Annotated in this window: 21 protein-coding genes and 2 tRNA genes; 9 read left to right on the top strand and 14 right to left on the bottom strand. The window is 61.3% G+C overall.

Features of this window, described 5'->3' with window-relative positions; all coding sequences use genetic code 11:
- From B0W80_RS35120 to B0W80_RS23445, 11 genes are all read right to left on the bottom strand, one after another.
- The coding region (locus tag B0W80_RS35120) for an ESPR domain-containing protein (protein WP_218668938.1) at positions 1–425 on the bottom strand (425 nt) is incomplete at its 3' end.
- Between the two features lie 352 nt (positions 426–777).
- Positions 778–2898: a TonB-dependent receptor gene (locus B0W80_RS23400; RefSeq protein ID WP_077001566.1), complete on the bottom strand. Its 2121-nt coding sequence runs from the start codon at positions 2896–2898 to the stop codon at positions 778–780.
- Between the two features lie 162 nt (positions 2899–3060).
- The gene (locus B0W80_RS23405) at positions 3061–3288 is read right to left on the bottom strand and encodes an EscF/YscF/HrpA family type III secretion system needle major subunit (RefSeq protein WP_077001567.1); all 228 of its coding nucleotides are present in this window, start codon (positions 3286–3288) and stop codon (positions 3061–3063) included.
- A gap of 98 nt (positions 3289–3386) precedes the next feature.
- Positions 3387–3614: a hypothetical protein gene (locus tag B0W80_RS23410; protein ID WP_077001568.1), complete on the bottom strand. Its 228-nt coding sequence runs from the start codon at positions 3612–3614 to the stop codon at positions 3387–3389.
- Positions 3615–3616: 2 nt separating this feature from the next.
- The gene (gene sctD / locus B0W80_RS23415; protein WP_077001569.1) at positions 3617–4963 is read right to left on the bottom strand and encodes a type III secretion system inner membrane ring subunit SctD; all 1347 of its coding nucleotides are present in this window, start codon (positions 4961–4963) and stop codon (positions 3617–3619) included.
- Between the two features lie 32 nt (positions 4964–4995).
- The gene (gene sctV, locus B0W80_RS23420; protein ID WP_306171870.1) at positions 4996–7116 is read right to left on the bottom strand and encodes a type III secretion system export apparatus subunit SctV; all 2121 of its coding nucleotides are present in this window, start codon (positions 7114–7116) and stop codon (positions 4996–4998) included.
- Positions 7113–7496, bottom strand: a complete 384-nt coding sequence (locus B0W80_RS23425) for a hypothetical protein (RefSeq protein WP_077001570.1) — start codon at positions 7494–7496, stop codon at positions 7113–7115. Before B0W80_RS23425 ends, sctV begins: the two co-directional genes overlap by 4 nt.
- Positions 7493–7885, bottom strand: coding sequence for a hypothetical protein (locus B0W80_RS23430; protein ID WP_077001571.1), 393 nt, complete (start codon positions 7883–7885; stop codon positions 7493–7495). Before B0W80_RS23430 ends, B0W80_RS23425 begins: the two co-directional genes overlap by 4 nt.
- Before the next feature lie 12 nt (positions 7886–7897).
- Positions 7898–8272: a hypothetical protein gene (locus tag B0W80_RS23435; RefSeq protein WP_143684753.1), complete on the bottom strand. Its 375-nt coding sequence runs from the start codon at positions 8270–8272 to the stop codon at positions 7898–7900.
- Between the two features lie 5 nt (positions 8273–8277).
- Entirely contained in the window at positions 8278–8616 is a 339-nt protein-coding gene (locus B0W80_RS23440) for a TyeA family type III secretion system gatekeeper subunit (RefSeq protein ID WP_077001573.1), read from the bottom strand.
- On the bottom strand, positions 8613–9719 hold the full coding sequence (locus B0W80_RS23445; protein WP_218668939.1) for a hypothetical protein: 1107 nt from the start codon (positions 9717–9719) through the stop codon (positions 8613–8615). Before B0W80_RS23445 ends, B0W80_RS23440 begins: the two co-directional genes overlap by 4 nt.
- Before the next feature lie 298 nt (positions 9720–10017).
- Here B0W80_RS23445 and B0W80_RS23450 point away from each other — a divergent pair, with 298 nt between their 5' ends.
- The 9 genes from B0W80_RS23450 to B0W80_RS23490 are packed head-to-tail and all read left to right on the top strand — an operon-like array spanning position 10018 to position 17015.
- Entirely contained in the window at positions 10018–10326 is a 309-nt protein-coding gene (locus B0W80_RS23450; protein ID WP_143684755.1) for a hypothetical protein, read from the top strand.
- A gap of 44 nt (positions 10327–10370) precedes the next feature.
- The gene (locus B0W80_RS23455; protein ID WP_077001576.1) at positions 10371–11300 is read left to right on the top strand and encodes a hypothetical protein; all 930 of its coding nucleotides are present in this window, start codon (positions 10371–10373) and stop codon (positions 11298–11300) included.
- Entirely contained in the window at positions 11297–12682 is a 1386-nt protein-coding gene (locus tag B0W80_RS23460) for a hypothetical protein (RefSeq protein WP_143684756.1), read from the top strand. Before B0W80_RS23455 ends, B0W80_RS23460 begins: the two co-directional genes overlap by 4 nt.
- Positions 12683–12697: 15 nt before the next feature.
- A complete protein-coding gene (locus B0W80_RS23465) occupies positions 12698–13222 on the top strand; it encodes a hypothetical protein (protein WP_143684757.1) in 525 nt (174 codons plus the stop codon).
- A gap of 5 nt (positions 13223–13227) precedes the next feature.
- Positions 13228–13770 (top strand): SycD/LcrH family type III secretion system chaperone, encoded by a 543-nt coding sequence (locus tag B0W80_RS23470; RefSeq protein WP_077001579.1) that lies wholly within the window; start codon positions 13228–13230, stop codon positions 13768–13770.
- Between the two features lies 1 nt (position 13771).
- Positions 13772–14896: a hypothetical protein gene (locus B0W80_RS23475; RefSeq protein ID WP_143684758.1), complete on the top strand. Its 1125-nt coding sequence runs from the start codon at positions 13772–13774 to the stop codon at positions 14894–14896.
- A 59-nt stretch (positions 14897–14955) separates the two neighbouring features.
- A complete protein-coding gene (locus B0W80_RS23480; protein WP_077001581.1) occupies positions 14956–16044 on the top strand; it encodes a hypothetical protein in 1089 nt (362 codons plus the stop codon).
- A 9-nt stretch (positions 16045–16053) separates the two neighbouring features.
- Positions 16054–16524, top strand: coding sequence for a tetratricopeptide repeat protein (locus B0W80_RS23485; protein ID WP_077001582.1), 471 nt, complete (start codon positions 16054–16056; stop codon positions 16522–16524).
- Positions 16521–17015 carry a M48 family metallopeptidase gene (locus B0W80_RS23490; RefSeq protein WP_077001583.1) on the top strand — a complete coding sequence of 165 codons (495 nt, stop codon included), beginning with the start codon at positions 16521–16523 and terminating at the stop codon, positions 17013–17015. Before B0W80_RS23485 ends, B0W80_RS23490 begins: the two co-directional genes overlap by 4 nt.
- 218 nt (positions 17016–17233) lie before the next feature.
- On the opposite strand, the gene B0W80_RS23495 is transcribed toward B0W80_RS23490, so the two are convergent.
- The 3 genes from B0W80_RS23495 to hrcA form a co-directional block, all read right to left on the bottom strand.
- Positions 17234–17310: transfer RNA gene (locus B0W80_RS23495), tRNA-Arg, on the bottom strand.
- 58 nt (positions 17311–17368) lie between these two features.
- A tRNA-Ile gene (locus B0W80_RS23500) sits at positions 17369–17445 on the bottom strand.
- Positions 17446–17475: 30 nt separating this feature from the next.
- Positions 17476–18480, bottom strand: coding sequence for a heat-inducible transcriptional repressor HrcA (hrcA, locus tag B0W80_RS23505; RefSeq protein WP_077001584.1), 1005 nt, complete (start codon positions 18478–18480; stop codon positions 17476–17478).
- Positions 18481–18495 lie beyond the last annotated feature (15 nt).

Genomic DNA, 18495 nt, shown 5'->3' on the forward strand with positions numbered 1-18495 from the left:
CCGCCGGGGATCGAAAACGTTCCCCCGCTGCCACCTTTGGCCAGCAGGTTCTGCATCGTCAGCCCGTTGACCGTGGTCGTTCCCGCGCCGATGAACAGCCCTCTGAATGCCCCTGCACCGTCGAGCGCGTAGCCGTTTCCGTTGATGATCAGGTTGCGCTCGATCACCGCCAGATGTGCGTTCAATGTGATGTTGTTGGTGAGATTGATGACCGACTCGCTGCCAGCCATGCATGCCGCCAGCCCGGCACCGTCGCTTGCACTGCACGCGGCCATGGCGAGGGGCGAGCCCGCAGCAAGAAGAGCGACGGTCAGTGCCGCCTCCCTGATGCCGCCGCCGCACTTTCCTCGCGGACGTGCGTTCTCGGGCGCTGCCACCCATGCGCCCAAGGCGGCATTCCAAAGACTGCGATGTGTTTTGTTCATCAAGAGACGGGGGTTGGTTTCAAGGCCCGTGGGTGCAGAGGCGCTTTGCAGCAGCCCGGTGCCCAGGTCGGTGGTGCGCCGCCTTTTCTTGTAGGCTCAGTCAGTTGGCGGCGGCCGAATGCTAGGAAGATTCGGTCGCCTTGTTCGTCGAAAGCCAGAAAAAGCGACAAACTGCACAGTCAGCGTCGACCACCGCACGCATGCGAGGGATAGGCCGACCCGTTGGGCGATCCCTGTGCGATGCCGAAAGGCGAGTAAGCCGCGTGCTCGCGGGCGCTCGCAAGCGCCAGCAAGAGCCGGTCAGAAGCCGGTCAGAAGCCTGAGATCGGTCGCGCGTCGCTCGACAGAGAACTCAGAAACGGTATGCCGCCCCCAGCCCCGCAGTCCAGTTGCGCCCCAAGGCCGGTTCGAAGTAACGGGCGTTGCCCTCGTTGACGATGACCGAGCCCACGTAGCGGCGATCGAACAGGTTGTCGACACGCACGAAGGCGTTGAAGTCCCACCGGTCCCAACGCTTGACGTAACCGGCATAGAGCGAGGCCACCGCGTAACCCGGCGCGCGCGCGTTGTTGCGGTCGTTGGCCGCAATCTGGCTGAGGGCACGCAGCTCCGCCCCCGCGCGCCAGCCCTCCGGCGGCACCCAGCCGTACGAGGCATAGAACGCGTGCTCGGCGATGCCTGGAATGCGGCTGCCCGCAGGCACGGTGTTGCCCGCGCTGCAGGGCGAAGGCGAGCAGAAGGCATCGCGGTACCGCGCGTCCAGCCAGGTGTAGGCGAGCTGTGTGCGCCAATGGCCGGGCGTCTCGTGCTGCCAGGCGAGTTCGAAGCCGTCGCGCTTCGTGCGCCCGGCGTTCTGGAAGGTGGCGCGGCCGCCGACGTTGGTGTTGGTGACGATCTCGTCGCGCGTGCGGGTCTGGAACAGGGCTGCGGTCAGCAGGCCGCCGCCGAGCCGCGCCTTGGCGCCGACCTCGACACTCGTATTGACCGAAGGCTGCAGGCCGAAGTTGAGCCCGCCTGTGCCGTCGGCGCGGTAGGACAGCTCATTGAGGGTCGGCGTCTCGAAGCCACGGCCAGCGGAGGCGTAGAGTGCCAGGTCCTGGGTCGCCTGGAAGCGCAGGGAGGCCACGGGCAGGGTCTTGCGGTAGCGCGCGCTGCCGCTGTCGTCGCGGTTCGTGCCGACGATGTAGCGGTCGCGCGACGAGAAGCGCACGTCGCTCCGGCGCAGGCCGGCCTCCAGTGTCCAACGCTCGGCGAAACGCCAGCTGGCTTGGAGATAGGGGTCGAGGTTGCGCACCTCGTTGCGCTCGTCGCGGCGCAGTCGGCCCTGCACGCCCAGGGCGCGCGGCGCAGCGGCCGTGCCGTAGAAGTTCTCGTAGCCGCGCCGCTTCTCGCGCAGGCTGTCGTAGGCCAGGCCGGCGACAAGGTCGAAAGGCCGATCGGCCAGCGTCAGCTTCGAACTCCACCGCAGATCCATGCCGCCGTAGTCACGTGCCAGGTCGATCACGCCGCCGGACTGCAGGGGGTTGGCCTGCGCAGCGGTCGGGATGGCCTGGTATTGCACGGTGCTGCGCTGGCCGCCATACACCATCAGGCGCAAGGCGTTGCGCGCATCGATGTTGCGCTCGTAAGTCAGGCCCACCTGCTGCTGGTCTACGGTCTTGCGGGTGTCGAACTGGGACGCAAGGTCGGCGCCGCGCGGATTCAGGGCGTACTGCTCGGCCGACAACCCCAGCGGATCCTGCGCGAACAAGTGGACGCTGTTGAAGACCAACGTCAGCTTGCTGCCGTCGTCCAGCTTGAAACCCAGGCGACCGTTCTGAATCTCCCGGTCGGCCCCGCTGTGCTCGCGCCATCCGTCGGTATGGAAACGGCTGGCGCTCAGCGTGTAGTCGACGGCGCCACTGGAACCCATGAGCTTGCTGCTCGCGCGCCATGTGCCGAAACTGCCGCCGGCGCCCGATACGCTGAGCGTGGGCGGCCCCTCGCCCTGCTCCGTGAACACCTGGACCACGCCGCCCGACGAATTGCCATAGAGCGCGGAAAAAGGTCCACGCAGGATCTCGACGCGATCAGCCGAGCCGATGTCGATGTTGGAGGTCTGGCCCTGCCCGTCGGGCAGCGTGGCCGGGATTCCGTCGACGTACAGCCGCACGCCGCGCACGCCGAAGGTCGAGCGCGCGCCGAAGCCGCGGATCGAGAGTTGCAGGTCCTGCGCGTAGTTCTGCCGGTTCTGCACCTGCAGCCCCGGCACCGCACCCAGGCTTTCCGACAGGTTGACCTGCAGGCGCGCATCGCGCATCTCGCTGCCCTCCACCCTGTCGACCGAGCCAGGAACGTCGAAGGGCCGCGCCTCGCCACGGGGCGTGGTCACGGTGACCTCCCGCAGCGTGGAAGGGGCCGGCGCCTCTTGCGCTTGGAGGGAGCAGCAGGCGGCGGCAGCGAGTGCGCCGGCCATGGCGGAAGCAGGTTTCATCGCGGCGATTCTGCAGCCTGTGCCGCCAGGCCGCGGCGGGGCAAGACCCTATGGTGCAGAGGCGACACCAGACCTAGCCGGCACTGAACACCATCTCACACGCGCTCTAGAAGACATGTGCCGCGACACCAGCACAAGGGCTCGCAGTTGGTGACCGCCAAGCTAGAACTTCTGCGCAACCGCTTTGAGTGAATCGCCAAACTCTTTCACGATGGAGGAGTATGTCTGGATGGTCAGGCTCATGTTCGTGACGCGCATTTGCAAGCGCATCATGTCGGCGGCGTCCAGATCGCCCGTACCAACAGCAGCCAGCTGCGCCTCCAACTGTTCGTTGGACGCGGAAACCATCTCACTTCCGTCCTCGACAAGTCCATTCAGTGTGAGAGCCATAGCGGTACTCCTAGATGTTCAAAGGGTCTGGATGACTGACAAGACGCATGTGCCTGTCGACAGCGCTCGAAACGCGATGACGGGCGGTAGGCAATGGCTCAAGGCGGTCTGGCGTTCGCGCGCCCCAGCACCTCGATAGCGGCTTCGACCGCCTGCTGCGCACCGGCCAGCTGACGTTGGCGCAGCGGGGATGCAAGATTTCGGCGCTGCACGACGAGTCGCGCCTGGATCGACCTCAGTCTTTCCAAGAGCGTGGCACGCACGCTGCCATCTCTGTCTTCCAGCAATTGCCGTTCGAGCTCCATGAGCGGGGTGACGGTGTTCATGACTACCTCGGGATGACGTAACGTTGTTTGCCTTGAAAGACGATTTCGCTATCGCTGACCGACACCAGCGTCATGTCCGCGATGCGACCTCCAGGGGTCACCATTTCGCCCTTGCCCGTCACGACGTATGGCAACGGGCCTCCGACGACGACTTTGATGTCGATCGGGAGCTTGGGCGTGGCACGACCGATCAGGGAGCGCATGGGCAGCACATCGGCATGCTCCTTGCGAAACGCCGCCTCCAGCTGCAACCAGCGCGCCATCTGCGCGTCATCGAGCGTTCCACTCAGCACGACTTCAGGCTGCTCTTCGAGAATCGTGACGCTTTCGGCCAGGCCGGCCTGTGCAAGCTTGGCCTGCAGTTGCGCCGTCAGCGCTGGCGGCAGAAGCACTGCCGAATCGACACTTCGCACGCCGGCCACGTTCTTGACGAGGCTTGCACCCAGCCCTTCGACAAAAGATGCCTCGCGCGCGACTCCGACAAGGCGTACGGCGCCATCGCGCACAGATTCGACGCGCAGGCGTGCCGGCTGCCCTTCGACCTGTGACGCCACCCATTCGCGGGACGCCGACAGAAGTTCGTCGTCCGCATGAATAGCGAACTGAGGCGCCGTGTCGAGACGCTTCATCGCTTCCAGCACCGCTCGCTTCTCCTCGGCGTTCGCAAGATAGCCGCTCACCTGCCAGGCGCCATCGGTGAGCTGCGCCGCACTCAACCGGCCGGCGAGGTGGAGGTCGTCGAGCACTGTCGCGGGTGTCGGAGATGCGGGAACAGTCACCTGCTGGGATGACTCCCGGCGCGAAGCCGCCACGGGCTCATCGAAAGCGCCGCCCAGACCGACCAACAGACCGAGGGCGACAACGCCCAGTCCTGCGAAAAGCGCGACCCATGCCGCGCGCTTGGGATCGACAGGCATTCTGTCGAACCACTCGGCCGTCGGCGGGGTCAATGGTGGGGCACGATCGATGTCGTCTTCACCTTCTTGCTTGGAGGCTGCCAGCTTGCCCAACTCGGCGAGCGCCTTCGCATCCGGCCATGGGGATTCGCGCGCATCGACGGCGATCCACGCTCCTCCCACCTCGACCGGCTGAGCCAGCGAAAGCTCGCTGCCCTCGGTCAACTCGAGGCCTGCCCCGTCACGCAAAATGCCGTCGCGAGGGGAAACCTGCACACTGTCCTCATTGACGCTCAGCAAGGCGTGCTGGGACTGCATGTGCGCGCCACTGAGGATGATGGTGCACTCATCGGACGACCCGAGCAGATAGTCGCCCGGCGACAACGCAAGACGGCTGCCCGCCTGAGGCCCTGCAAGGACCCGCAACTCAAGCTGATGCTGTTCGATGTTCATGCGGAAAGCGTGTGCAGTTCGGTGCCGATCCACTACATCTCGATGCGCGCCAACGGCTGGATGTTGATCTCGGTGGTCAACTCCTGGTACGACAGCACCGCCAGTTCGTAGATGTCCTGTTCGACCATCTTTCGCATGTACCGTCGGATGTCCATCGACGTCAAAAGCACCGGCCGATGCAAGCTCGTCGACAGGTCACCGACCGTCTTCTTGACGCCGTCCACGAGCTTTTTCGACAGCTGAGGGTCCAGGGCCAGGTATGAGCCTGCGGAGGTCTGGCGAATGGCGCCGCGCACGGCGTCTTCAACTGCCGGCGCCAGAAGGTAGGCAGGCAAGGCATTCTGGCCACTCGAAAACTTGTGGCTGATGTGCCGTTTCAGTGCCATGCGAACGTATTCCGTCAGCAGCACCGAATCCTTCTCCTTCTGCCCCCATTCGATCAGCGCTTCGCACACCGTGCGCATGTTGCGAATCGAAATCTCCTCCGACACCAGCCGCTGGAATATCTCGGCGATTTTGTGAATGGGCATGACGCGCTGCACCTCCTTGGCGAGGTCGGGGAAACGCGCTTCCATGTCGGCCATCAGGGCGCGAGCCTCCTGGATGCCGACGAACTCGGCCGCATACTTCTTGAGCACCTGCGCGATGTGATAGCTCAACAGTTGTGTCGGCTCCAGAAAAGGCACGCCCGCACGCGTCAAAGGATCCTTCAGTTGCGCCGACGACCACACGGTCGGCAGGTTCGGCAGGAACTTCTTGTCGGTCTCGAAAGGAATCGACAGCGCAGTAAGGTTCTGCGTCGTTTCTCGCACCATGAGATGGTCGGGCCGCAGCCGTCCTTGAGACACCGGAATTTCTGCGATCAGGATGGTGTAGTTTTCCGCCGGCAGACGCTCGGAAAAGCGCAACTGGATGCTCGGGAAGACCACGCCCAAGTCGAAGTACAGCGCACGCCGAATCTTGATCAGTTCTTCATTGAGCAGATCGGCCGAGAACGCTCGCTCGAGCTGGGTATGCACTTCCAGGATCAACGGCACGGTCGGGTTGAAGCCGTCCTTGCCGGTGTCGGACGCGGGCCGCCCGCCGGCGGAGGAGCCGGTAGCCGCATCCATTGCTTGCACGGTGGTCACCTTACCCGTCTTGGCATCGACCACTTTTCGCTCGCCTCGCATGAGTGCGTAGCCCACGCCGCTCAGCGTCAGTGCCAGCGCGATAAAGGTTGCAGCAGGCATGCCGGGAATGATCCCGAAGCCCAGCATGACGGCTGCTCCGATCAGCAGAGCACGAGGCTGACTGAGCAGCTGCTTGGCGACGTCTTTGCCGACGTTCGACGGACCACCATCGTCGCTGGTCACGCGCGTGACGATGATGCCGGCGCAGATCGAGATGAACAGCGCCGGGATCTGCGCGATCAGTCCATCGCCGATCGTAAGAATGGAATACACCCGTACCGCGTCTCCAGCGGTCATGCCCTTCTGAACGGTGCCGATGATGATCCCGCCCAGGAGGTTGACCGCGACGATGATCAGTCCGGCAATGGCGTCTCCCTTGACGAACTTCATGGCGCCGTCCATCGACCCGTACAGCTGGCTTTCTTTCTCGACCAGCCCGCGACGGCGACGTGCCTCGTCCATGTCGATCACGCCTGCACGCATGTCTCCGTCGATCGACATCTGCTTGCCTGGCATCGCGTCCAGCGAGAAGCGGGCACCGACCTCCGCAACGCGTTCTGCACCTTTCGTGATCACCACGAACTGCACGATGGTCAGGATCAGGAAGACGACAAGGCCGACCACCAGGTTGCCACCCACCACGAAATTTCCGAAGGTGTGGATGATGTGCCCTGCATCGCCATTGAGGAGAATGAGCCGGGTCGTTGCGATCGAAATCGACAGACGAAAAAGCGTCGTGATCAGCAAGACGGATGGAAAAGAAGAGAACGCGAGAGGATTCGGCAAGTACATTGCCACCATGAGCAGCGTTGCCGAAATGCACATGTTCACCGCGATCAGCGCATCCACCAGCCAGATCGGCAGCGGAAGAATCATCACGAAGATGATGCAAACGATGAGGGCCGCAAGAACCAGGTCGATGCGATTGACAACGACCATCAAAAGGCGCTGCGCGCGCTGCAGGACGGCTTCCACGCTCAACCTTCTTTGGTGATGTTCGCGCGCGAACGAGCGGCCACGTAGAAGCGCATGGATCGGGCCGCCTCGGGCAAGCGACCGCACATGACCAGTGCCTGGCTGCGCAGGAGATGTGTGAGTGCCGACGCGTCTCCTGCATCCAGGAGACGATCGAGCAGGACAAGAGCCTGTTCGGGCCTTGCGCTGCGCAGCAGCGAATGCGAGAGCGACTTCGTCACGGTTGCATCGCCCGGCAGAAGTGCGTGCAATGCAGCCCACAACTCGGCCGCACGCGATGCGAATCCGTAGCGCTGATAGGCGTACGCGAGCAGGCGCAGCATGTCGACGTGCTCGCCACGCAGCGGCAGGATGTCGAGTGATGGAGCGGCGGTCATGTCGGTCACCCCTGCCTCAATGCGAACCTGTACATGCTTTCCTGCCCGCGAAGACTCACCTCGTTGTCCACTACGCGCGCTGCGCGCCCTAGCACTCTCGCTGCGGGAGGATGCCTTTCCGCCGCGATCGGGAGATACATCAACAACTCATCCAGCACTTGCCGAAAGTACGCGGGCGTGAGCATCAGCGCGGAGCCGATAGGCGGACGCAGTTCACCGTCGATGAAATCATCGAGGTTCGGCATCGCCAGCAAGGCATCGAGTTGGGAATGAAACGCCACCTCGGGTGGTGCGACCTCTTCGGCCGGCCGCAAAGTGCTCGGCACGTCACGATCGTGAAGGACGCGATCGATTCCCTTGTCGATCCGCAGCGGCGGAGCAGGAAGGACCTTGTTCATTGAAGGCTCGACTTAGCCGCGGCCATCGAGATCGGCATGCATGCGCTCCAGATCGACCAAGGCGCTCTCGAGCGCGTCGGGCGTGAAGTCACGCTGAGGCATTCGCAATGCAATCACCAACGCATCTGACAGCACGGCGACCTGGGCAGGCCATAAACGGATGCGCGCAGCATCGGCAAGCCGCAGCGCCCGGCGCAGCTTGCGCTCGGCCGAATAGCTCAGCAGTGCACTGCGATAGACAAGCACCAGCGGCGCTTCGGCGACATCCATCGCGATCAAGCCGATGACGCCACCGTCTTCGGTGGCGAGGCGCAGGCTTCCTTGGTCGTCCAACGCCAATTCGGGCAATCCGATGGATTGCCCGAAGACTCGAACGGTGTCGGCCACCCAACTCACTGGTGCACCGTCTCAGGAGGTATCAAGCGTGCAGCGCCGTCTTGCTCCGCGCCGTTCTTCAAATTGACCGCCTCTTCCGCATCGATGGCTGCGTCGAGCACTTCCCGTGCCGCAGCGATGAGCGCGAGGCGATCGTCGTCGCTGCTGTACACATGCATCGGCAAAGCGCGCATGAGGTTCAGCAGTCCTTGCAGACAGATGATCTGGGCGGCTCCCTCAGTGGCGCGCAATCGCTTGAGGAGCGATTCCACCTGCATTCGAGAAGGATATTCGCTGGCGATCATTTCCAGGACGAGGCGCAGCAATGCCGTCGTGTCGAATGGACCATCGTTCATGACAGCGAAGGCGCTTGGCCATGAACCCGCATCTGGCGATTCAGGGAGTCATGCAGTTTCTGCACGGCCTCCAGAACCGTGTTGAAGGCGGTGAAATTGCTGAACCGCCAGTTGAGAACCCGCAAATGCTCCTTGCTGCAGGAACTGACCGGCGCGCGGTAATCCGCGCCCAGGGCTTCGCCGAGTGTGCTCAATACGAAGCGCATCGAACCAATGGGAAACTTCTCTATCAGGCTCAGCAACTGCTTCGCGAAGCCAGGACTTTTGAAGCTCGACAGCGGGCTGCTCGGATCAGAACTGACGGGTTGTTGGATCAAGCCATCGTAGTAGTCCAGTATCTTGGCAGCGGTCGGCGCCCCCGCCACATCCGCGGCACGAAGAACGGAGTCACGGGTATTGAGCAGAGAGAAGACAGTGCCGTGATCGGCCGTCTTCAGATCCTGAACCGTGTCGTCGATCTGCTGGCGCAGACGGCGCATCGCTTCCTCGTTGCCACGTGGCGGGATGCCTTGAGCGCGACGCAAACGATCGGCCAATAGTTGCTTGCCGCCCCCTGCGCCAAAGCACGACCTCAACTCCGCGTAAAGTGCATCGGGATCTCTGGGCAACGGCTGGTGGTCGACGCCAAACCTCTCGGGGGGCTCCGGCGCAGCACCATGCGTGACGTCTATCAGCAACCGCGCAAGCTGGTCGCCGTCGGCTTCACTGAGCTCCTGATAAAGCTCCTCCATGCTCTTGGGCTGACCGCCTTCGCCTTGATCGCCGTAGTTCAGTGGCGTAAGAAGCGCCAAGGCATCTTCATCACCTTCGACGTAGGCCCCAACCGCGTAGGTTGCGAGCAGGCCTTGCCGCATACGCGCGGGCGAGTGTGCACGCGCCGATGGCAGCCGGCCGCCGCGAGCCAAGCCAAGTGCAGTAGCGCGGGCTTCTCTTCCGCCGACCACGTTCATCAATGGAGCAATCTGCGCGGTCGGCATCCATGGAACACGCCGCTCTGCAACGACCGAGACGCTTGATGAAGACCTGAACGCAGCACCCGGCGCAGCATGAGGAAGCCCGATGTGGCCCGACTGCACAGAGACCGAAATCGTGCCGGCGGGCATGGTGGCCGCGTGAGCCGGAACCAACGTCAACGGACTCCCCTTGCGCGTTCCATGCATCACCTCACCATGCCCGGACCCACCCGGCAGCACGGCGCGCGCGTGAGGCGAGATGACGGGGTGTTGAGGAGTGAATCCGTGCGCAGAGTTCATGGCAAGTTGAGACCTCTTGATCCGCTCCTGAGTAACCGGCTCCGCGAGAACGTTCCATGGACCGCAGCGGAGCCCGCCAATGGAACCGTTGGTTTGGCTTTGTTACTGAGAACACAATTCAACCAGCCGGCTCGCCCGCAACGCCACCATGAGCGCCGATCCACAACGTGCACACGCCCAGCGCGTGGTCGAGGAATCCAGACGCCTGATCAGCGAGATCGAGAAAACGTTGAAAGAAGGCGAGCGCATCCTCGCTGAGCGCGGCCTGCACAAGGCGGATGTAGAGCGGTACATCGCCATGCTTCCCCCTGCCGAACGGGAGCGCATTCACCAACACGTGGACGGCGAGCTGGCGAAACTGGCCGAGTCGCACAAGGTCGCGATGGCACACGCCAGCTACAAAAGTTTTGATGCCGACGCCCCTAAGGCGACACGCCTGTTTCGCAGACTCGTCTGAGCCCTCAGGAGCTTCAAGTGCCAGTCGCCCCCACCTCGTCCCCCATGCCGGCGATCAGCGGCATCTTCGATCAGTTCACCTTGGAAGCAGACGTGCAGGCTTTGCAGACACGGTTGATGGACGGGTACAGCAACGCGATCTCGTTGCAAGCCCAGTCCGCGCGCAGCCTGGCATCGCGGCTGCGCGACCTCGACACCCTTTCCAAGGTGCTGGCGCAGCGCCTTGCTGCGAACGGCAACTCTCCCCAGGTGGCGCTGGGAAAGGACAGCGCCGATGCAGCACAAGCACTGAGAGTAATGATCGACGCCGGGCTTGCAACGCCAGATGCACAACTAAAGTACCTGTACATCGTGCAAACGCGGCAGCTCAAGGCCGACGGGTCGACGACCGAATCCATGAGTGTGAGCTGGTCCGCCACCAAGCTCAGCGACGTATCCGACGAGGAAAAGGCCGCGACACTCCCTGCGTCTGTTTGGTCGAAAGCAGCGAGCCAAAGTCCGGATGCCTCCGCGCTCTTCGATGGCGGCACCGGTGCTTCCGCACCCTGCACGCGCGTCAGTCAGACGATCCCTGGCACGCCTGGCGATCAGGTGACCGAAACAACATTCGAGACCTATTGCCTGGAAGCGAACGCGAATCTCGTCGTCTCGAAATCGGACATCGGGCAATGGTGCTCGAGCCTGGACGCTCAAGCGCATCGCTGCTTGCAAGACTTGCGGACCATTTTGGACGAGGTGCGGGACGACCTGCAGGCCTTTGAAAGAAAGGCAAGCACTCAAGCCGATGCAAGCAAGGAAGGACGTCGAGCGGATGATCGACAGGTGGACCTGAAGCGACTGCAGCAGTTCAGCGACGACCTGCTGCGACTGCGACGTCGCACCGAGGACCTGGAAAGCATTCTCAAAAGCAGTTCCGCCACCACCGCGACAAATGAACGGCAACGCGTCGAATCGAACCTGGAGGACGCACCATGACTTACACACTGCCGCTTCAACCTGTCGACAGTTCTTCCGGCAAGCTTCTGAGCGACCTGAATCCAGACGACCCTACTTTCTCGAACGCGAAAGGGATGATGCTGACGCTGGGACGCGCGGCCATTGCGGCGGGTCAAACCGCAGACACCGTCAACGCGTACTTGGAAACGACGAGGATCAGCGCGGACCAGATAAATACGCTGCTGGGCCTCGAGAAGATCTGGGACATCCGCCAGCAGATCATGCAGAACAACTGGCCGACAGACCCCGCGGCCCAGGCGAAGTTGATCCAGGACCTTAGCGCGGACGCCGCCCTTCCACCGTTGCCGCTTCCGGCAGATCCGGAGAAAGCCGGCGATTCGCCTGGCTTGCTGACCGTGGACACGGCCGTGATCGAACGTGCGGCCGCCAGCGCGCAACAGATCCTTGACGACCTGCGCGCAGCACAGGCGGCCTCCGATGCCGACCCGACAAAGCTGAAGATGGCACCCATGCCTGCGCTGGACACCGCTGGCGACGACCGGTTGAGCGTCGCCGTCGACACCTGGATGCGCGCTTTGGGCTTCGACGTCAGAACAGACGCATGGACGACGGCAAACCTGCCCTCGTTGACGGACCCCTCCAAGCGCGAAGTCATAGCCAAAGACACCTTAATTGCGGGGACGGTGCAATGGCCTCCGGGAGAACAGAAGCGTCTGCTGACGACACCCAAAGCGGATTTCTACCTTGTCGCGGAGTCTGATGGAACGGTGACCTCTCTCAACTTCACCGGACTCAGCGACACGAGCAAGCCGATGCAGGCATTGGCGGACGAAGGTTATGACCTGAGCTTTATGCCTGCAAGTTGGCTCACGAGGCTTTATACGCAGACGGGTTACACGTACAAGATGCTTGAGAACGGTACGACGAAGTACCTTGTTCCCAACAGCGCGGCGCCCGACCTGCCCCCAGGTTACACCGAGCCGCCAGAGGCGGTGCTGCTTGCATTCGGCAGAACAGCTGCCTCTTACTGGAGCGACGGGTCCACCGTCTACAGCATTCCGCGGAGCGACGGGGTGACGTTCACCAACCCATGGAGAACACCACCCGAAGGTATCAAGCTCAGCACCGGCGGGAGCTTGAGCGCGGCACTCATTCCTCTCGTCGCCCAAACCGAGGATCGCGCGGTCACCTCGGAGGACGTCGCCAAGTTCACCAGCCAGGCGCTCGATACATCCATGTCGAGGACAAAGGGTGCGATGTCTCAATGGACTGCCTTAGCCCAATCTCAGCAGGTGATGCTGTCCGAAGCCATCAGCGACTACAGCAACGTCATGACCTTCATGACCAACTTGATTCAACGAATCGAACAAACGCTCAGCAGAGTGGCTCAAGCAATCTGACTACAGGAGGCAAAAATGGGTAACGTGAATGTGGCAGTTTCGATTGAAGAGTGGAGGAAATCCAAGCCGGACAACCCAATGCACGCCGTGGCCGCGATGTCGGTCGGCTTGGCCATGCAGATTGGAGATGTCATGAACCAGCAGAAGGACGAGCTCCAACGCAAGGCAGACAGGATCGAGGCCATCAACCAGTTGTGCGATGAGCTGAGAAGCAAGATGCCAAAAGAGACCGCTCTGGAAACGACGGTCAACTTCGGTCCGGACAAAGACCGGATCATTGCGGAAGTATTGTTGTATTGCCCCGAGCTGACGGAAATGATGGACAAAGCCCGCAACGGTACCCTCAAGCGCGGCGACCTTGAAAACACGGTGACATCCCTCGGTGGAGCCACGAACAATCTAACCAGCGACTCTCAAGCTGCACAGGCCGAATCCAGCACGTACAACAACCGCTATGTCGGCGCAATGGAGCAGGCGTCGAACGCCGTGCGTAAACAAGATCAGCTTGGCCAGAATATTGCCAGCGGCATGCGTGGCTGAGACACATGGCCCGTCGCTCCACTTCCTTGGCGGACTTCCGCCTGGACACATTGCCTCTCACCCCACTTGAACGGGCTTCTCTAATAACCGTCATGCGCGCTGGCGGCACGATTGCGAGCCTTCGCGGAATCTCGGCGGATCAGCTCGAAGAGTACTACGCCATGGGCTATCTCAGTGCGACCAATGGTCGACTCGAAGACGCGGAGCGCATCTTCAATTTTGTTGTCATGCACAACCATCTCGATGCGCGTACTCACAAGGCATTGGGGATGGTCCGACACCTGCTGGGCGCGCACGCCCTCGCAGCGAACTCATATGTCGCCGCTTCGGTATTGGACGTGATGGATCCGGAGCCTGTCGTTCATCTGGCCGAATGCATGCTCGCAATGGATCAGGTCGAGAGCGCGGCACCAACGATCGACCATGCAACACAAAGGCTCGCCAGGAGCCCCAATCAGCAACTGCAGCAGCGCATCGAACTCTTGAAGGAGTCGATTGCGAAAAAACGCGCTGCAAACAAAACCGAAACGCACCAAGGAGAAGCCTGAAATGAATGCCGTAGTCAATCCACGACCGGACCCGAATGCTCGCCTCGATCATGTTGCAGAGCCCCAGAACCCACGACAGCCGTCGCCGGAGCGTTGGCCAGACGGCATGGTCTATTTACTGCCGCACGACACGGGGGAAGGGAGTCAAGGCCATCCAAGACTTCGAGGGTTTACGCTCCCGAGGCCCAGCAGCTTCTTCAGCATTGAAGAATGGACCAGCAAGGTGGGCGGCGCCATTGCTCGCATCGAGATCGGCTCGCTTGAAAGCAACAAGCTCACGATCGAGCAACGCAGGGATGCGTACAACGCGCAGGCCTCCGAGCAGCGGAAATGCACCGATAAGCAGCGAGCGCAGGAAGCGCAGATTGCCAAGCAACAGTCTGAGGCGGACATGGTGGGGTGGTTGAAGACGATTGGACTCTTTTTTGCGGCAGGCGCGGCTTACGTATTCTCGGGCCCATTCGGGGGGGCCATCGGGATCGCCTTGACTGTTCTTGCGGTTGCAACGTGCGCCGCTATGTGCGCGGTCAGCTTCTCTGACAATGTCGCCAAATGCATCGACCCGAAGATCGACATCTCGATCAACGCTCTTATCGACTTCTCCATTCGGAACGATGCCATGTACGCATCGCTGAGCGACGATAAAAAGAAGCAAACCTCCGCCGACTTGAGCATGTTTGCTATGGCGATCTCATCAGCATTCATGGCGGCCGGGCCCATGTTCAGCGCGTTCGGCCCGATGGTCCTGTCGGCGCTCAGAGCAGTTGGGTTGCTCGCGAACGGCGCTCGCAGTGCAGCGGGCGCGCTGATGTCAACCGCAGCGAGGGAGGCGGCAAGGAACTTGACGTTAGCGCAAGGCATTTTCGGCACAGGCGCCACAGTGGTGAGTTCCACCGAAGCAATCACCCAGGCCAACCTAGACCTTCAAGTTCAGGACGCCCAGTTCATTGCCGATGGATTCAAGAACCACAGCGAGTACCTCGCCAAGGTTCTCAATACCATGACGGAAAGCATCAAATCAGCCGTGAGTGCCATGACGGACATGACCGTGGCCATGGATGACATGCGCGCAAAGCTGTCGTCGATTTTGGAAGCCAATGGACAACTCCAGCAAGTCTATGCGTGACCGCCATACCGCTTCCGACCATCCGTTCCTGATCATCACTCCACATCATTGAGGCACCCATGTCACTTACCGCACTCGAGCGAAACAGTATTCAAGCCGAGATCAGCTCACTGAATGCCGAAAAGGATCCAGCCAACTTTGCCGCGACCAAGACCGCCTTGTTCGGTGAAATCCAGAGCGAAATTCAGACTGCCGACAACTCGGCAGACCACGTGTGGCTGCAGTTCATGTTGGCCAGGGTCGACGCCTCGACGTTGGATGACGACGAAGTTGATCCACCGCCTCCGCCAAGCAAGGAAACCATGCAAAGCCTCAGCTCGGCGTTTGCATCCTCGGCGCCGGACTTCTACGAGCTGATGGCCGAACTCACCAAGATGCTCCAAGACAATGCAACGCTGCAACGTCAGTTGAAGTTGGCGGCACAAACCTGGATGCTCGACTTGGCCGGAGCTCAAGAAGCCACCGCCAACAAATCGGCCCAATCGCAGGACGATGCCACCAAGACCCAAAGCGGAGTCACGATTGCGATTGCCCTCGTCGGTCTTTTATTTTCTGGGTGGGGTATGGGCACGGCGGCAAAGACGGCCAGCCGGTTCGGTCCGAAGCAGGCCAAACAAGAAGTAGAGTTGAATGCGTTGCATGCGAAGAAAAACGGTGGGCAACGCGAAATCCAGGAAGCGACCGAGAACATTGCCAACCTCAGATCCCAGATCAAGACCCCCCCCGCCGACACTAATCGCAGCAATCTCAAAGACCAGCTTAAGAGCGAGATTTTAAAGCGGAGAAACGCACGGGAGCATGTCGATCACCAAGACGCCCTGATCAGGGCCGGAGAGCGCAAGGTGAAGGACGTAGAGGCCAAGTTGCGGAAGAAGACAGACCTCGTCAGTGGATTGAATACCGCAGGAATGAATGTCTCGCAAGTAGCAAACTCTGTCGGCCCCCTCTCTGCAGCCGAGAAAACTCAACAGGCCGCAGAAGAGACTGCCCTGACCAAATGGATAGAGACTTATGCGCAGATCGCAAGCTCCTCGGCGGAGACGTATAACGGATTCGTTGCCGATACGACGGGCGCTATCCACGACACGATCGATCAGTTTTCGCGATACGCGGGCGCGCAGGCGCAGTTGTCGCAGCAAACCGTCTGAGTTGTCGCAATGACGGCAATTGCACCGCTCGAAGCCACGGAGACGCTCGGCGATCGGATCAAGCGTGCCGTCGCAGACTGCGCAGCCACTCGCCGATTCACTGACGAAGAAGTCGAATCCATTCATGGCGTGGGACAGGCGCTGTTGCGAGGCGGGCAAGCCGATAAGGCGATGAGCATGCTCTTCGTCTGCGCGATGTACCGGCCCCATAGTTCGAAGTACCACGTGTCGCTGGGCAAGTGTCAACGCGCGCTGAACAGGGAGGAAGCAGCGCTGCAGTCATTCATGGCCGCGATCGCGCTCGACCCGATGAACTTCAAGGCCGTGCTCCAGTTCGGTGAGAGCTTGCTGAGAATGCGCCGCGTCGATGAAGCACGCCGCATCTTCACTAGACTCATCGAATGTACGGAGGACATCGAAGAGGCCGCTCCGTCAGCTGCACGCGCGAAGTCACTACTCGGCATCATGGAAATTTCATGATGTCCCCCAGCGCTCGCACCGACGAATCGTCCGAAGTACTGAGCCGCGCAGAACTCCGTCTTCTGGCGGAGATCGGCTTCATGGCCTGTACTACTCGTCATGCGCGGCAGGCCCATGCTATTTTTGAAGGGCTGAATCTACTGCGTCCTGGCCATGCGTCTGTCGTGATCGGCCTGGCCATGGTGAGCATGTGCAAAGGGCAGTTCGAAGATGCCGTGCGCGTGTTGCGTGAGGACGGTTTGCACAAGCATCCGCATGACGAAGACGTTCAGCTGATGCTGGGCATCGCCTTGCTGGAAGCGAAGCGCACGACAGAAGGGCAAAAAGTGCTGCAAGCCTTGGCGACGGCCCCTGGGCCGTCGACACCCCCACGGCGTGTTGCTACTGCCCTGGCGCAGCCGCAGGGCCAGACGCCACTGCAGACACTCCAACCGCAAAGCATCGCGACCGGCGGAATAGCTTCGCACGCCTTCCGACCGAATCGGATCTAGGACATCACCGCTCGCTGATTCGCGACGTCGATCGTTGCTTCGTCGGGACAGCCACAATAGCCGGCACGCCCTTTGGGTTCTTGGCTTCAACAAGACCGAGTACATCTTGCAGGCGAGCAGGTGCAGGTGCAGGCAGCGCACAAGCAACACCAAGTGCACATGCGATGCACAAAAGAAAAGAGAGTTAGCTCGCCTCAGCGAACTAACTCTCTAAATGATGGTGCGGCTGGCAGGAATTGAACCCACGACCCCTTGGTTCGTAGCCAAGTACTCTATCCAACTGAGCTACAGCCGCACAGCTTGCGAGTATAGCATGGCTTCAATCGCCATCCTCGCCCCGCAGCTGGAAGTGGTGGTAGGCCGTCCTGGGCTTGAACCAGGGACCAACGGATTATGAGTCCGCTGCTCTAACCAGCTGAGCTAACGGCCCACGCCGCTTGGATTCTAGTGGGCCGGGACGCTACTTTCGGTGGCTCAGCGCGTTGGAAACCAGCCTGGACGTGATATCCACGATTTGAATCATGCGGTCGTAATGCATGCGCGTCGGCCCGATGACGCCGAGCGTCCCGACCACCTCTCCGTCGACCTCGTAATTGGCGCTGACGATCGAAAGATCTTCGAATGGCACGACCTGGCTCTCACCGCCGATAAAGATGCGGACACCCTCGGCCTGGCTCGACACATCGAGCAGACGCAGCAACTGCGCCTTCTGCTCGAAGAGTTCGAAGGCACGGCGCAGGTGGCTCATGTCGCTGGAAAAGTCGGACACAGAGAGCAGGTTGCGCTCGCCGGCGATAACCACCTCGTCCTGAGCCTCGGTCAACACTTCGGAACTGACCTGCACAGCAGCCTGCATGAGCGCCGCGATCTCGCCGCGCAACTGCTCCATCTCAGACTGAAGTCGATCGCGCACCTGCTCGATCGACAGGCCCGCGAAATGCGTATTGATGTAGTTGGAGGCCTCGACCAGTTGAGACTGCGAATAGTCGACTTCCGGAAAGATGACCCGGTTCTGCACATCACCGTCCGGCGAGACGATGATCACCAACAGGCGCCGGTCAGAGAGACGCAGAAACTCGATCTGTCGAAAAGCCGAAGCACGACGTGGGGCCATCACGACCCCGACGAATTGCGAGAGGTTCGAAAGCAGGTTCGCCGCATTGGCGATGACCTTCTGAGGTTGATCCGCCGCAAGGCTGGGTGCAGTGAAGTTCTCGCGCTGCGCCGTCAGCATGGTGTCGACGAACAACCGGTAGCCACGCGCGGTGGGAACGCGACCTGCCGAGGTGTGTGGGCTGGCAATCAACCCAAGCGACTCGAGGTCGGACATCACATTCCGAATGGTCGCCGGCGACAGTTCCAGCCCTGAAGCGCGAGACAACGTGCGCGATCCCACCGGCTGCCCTTCGGCGATGTAGCGCTCGACCAATGTCTTGAGCAGCAACTTGGCGCGTTCGTCCAGCATTGAAAGATTTTAGTG

The organism is Variovorax sp. KK3 (assembly GCF_001984055.1).
In the GTDB taxonomy this organism is placed as follows: Bacteria; Pseudomonadota; Gammaproteobacteria; order Burkholderiales; family Burkholderiaceae_C; genus Variovorax.

What these genes read in the sequence shown, in the direction of transcription:
- B0W80_RS23400 (WP_077001566.1), bottom strand. Translation starts at nt 2,898, where the DNA reads ATGAAACCTGCTTCCGCCATGGCCGGCGCACTCGCTGCCGCCGCCTGC.
- B0W80_RS23405 (WP_077001567.1), bottom strand. Translation starts at nt 3,288, where the DNA reads ATGGCTCTCACACTGAATGGACTTGTCGAGGACGGAAGTGAGATGGTT.
- B0W80_RS23410 (WP_077001568.1), bottom strand. Translation starts at nt 3,614, where the DNA reads ATGAACACCGTCACCCCGCTCATGGAGCTCGAACGGCAATTGCTGGAA.
- sctD (WP_077001569.1), bottom strand. Translation starts at nt 4,963, where the DNA reads ATGAACATCGAACAGCATCAGCTTGAGTTGCGGGTCCTTGCAGGGCCT.
- B0W80_RS23430 (WP_077001571.1), bottom strand. Translation starts at nt 7,885, where the DNA reads ATGAACAAGGTCCTTCCTGCTCCGCCGCTGCGGATCGACAAGGGAATC.
- B0W80_RS23440 (WP_077001573.1), bottom strand. Translation starts at nt 8,616, where the DNA reads ATGAACGATGGTCCATTCGACACGACGGCATTGCTGCGCCTCGTCCTG.
- B0W80_RS23445 (WP_218668939.1), bottom strand. Translation starts at nt 9,719, where the DNA reads ATGCCCGCCGGCACGATTTCGGTCTCTGTGCAGTCGGGCCACATCGGG.
- B0W80_RS23450 (WP_143684755.1), top strand. Translation starts at nt 10,018, where the DNA reads ATGAGCGCCGATCCACAACGTGCACACGCCCAGCGCGTGGTCGAGGAA.
- B0W80_RS23455 (WP_077001576.1), top strand. Translation starts at nt 10,371, where the DNA reads ATGCCGGCGATCAGCGGCATCTTCGATCAGTTCACCTTGGAAGCAGAC.
- B0W80_RS23460 (WP_143684756.1), top strand. Translation starts at nt 11,297, where the DNA reads ATGACTTACACACTGCCGCTTCAACCTGTCGACAGTTCTTCCGGCAAG.
- B0W80_RS23465 (WP_143684757.1), top strand. Translation starts at nt 12,698, where the DNA reads ATGGGTAACGTGAATGTGGCAGTTTCGATTGAAGAGTGGAGGAAATCC.
- B0W80_RS23470 (WP_077001579.1), top strand. Translation starts at nt 13,228, where the DNA reads ATGGCCCGTCGCTCCACTTCCTTGGCGGACTTCCGCCTGGACACATTG.
- B0W80_RS23475 (WP_143684758.1), top strand. Translation starts at nt 13,772, where the DNA reads ATGAATGCCGTAGTCAATCCACGACCGGACCCGAATGCTCGCCTCGAT.
- B0W80_RS23480 (WP_077001581.1), top strand. Translation starts at nt 14,956, where the DNA reads ATGTCACTTACCGCACTCGAGCGAAACAGTATTCAAGCCGAGATCAGC.
- B0W80_RS23485 (WP_077001582.1), top strand. Translation starts at nt 16,054, where the DNA reads ATGACGGCAATTGCACCGCTCGAAGCCACGGAGACGCTCGGCGATCGG.
- B0W80_RS23490 (WP_077001583.1), top strand. Translation starts at nt 16,521, where the DNA reads ATGATGTCCCCCAGCGCTCGCACCGACGAATCGTCCGAAGTACTGAGC.
- hrcA (WP_077001584.1), bottom strand. Translation starts at nt 18,480, where the DNA reads ATGCTGGACGAACGCGCCAAGTTGCTGCTCAAGACATTGGTCGAGCGC.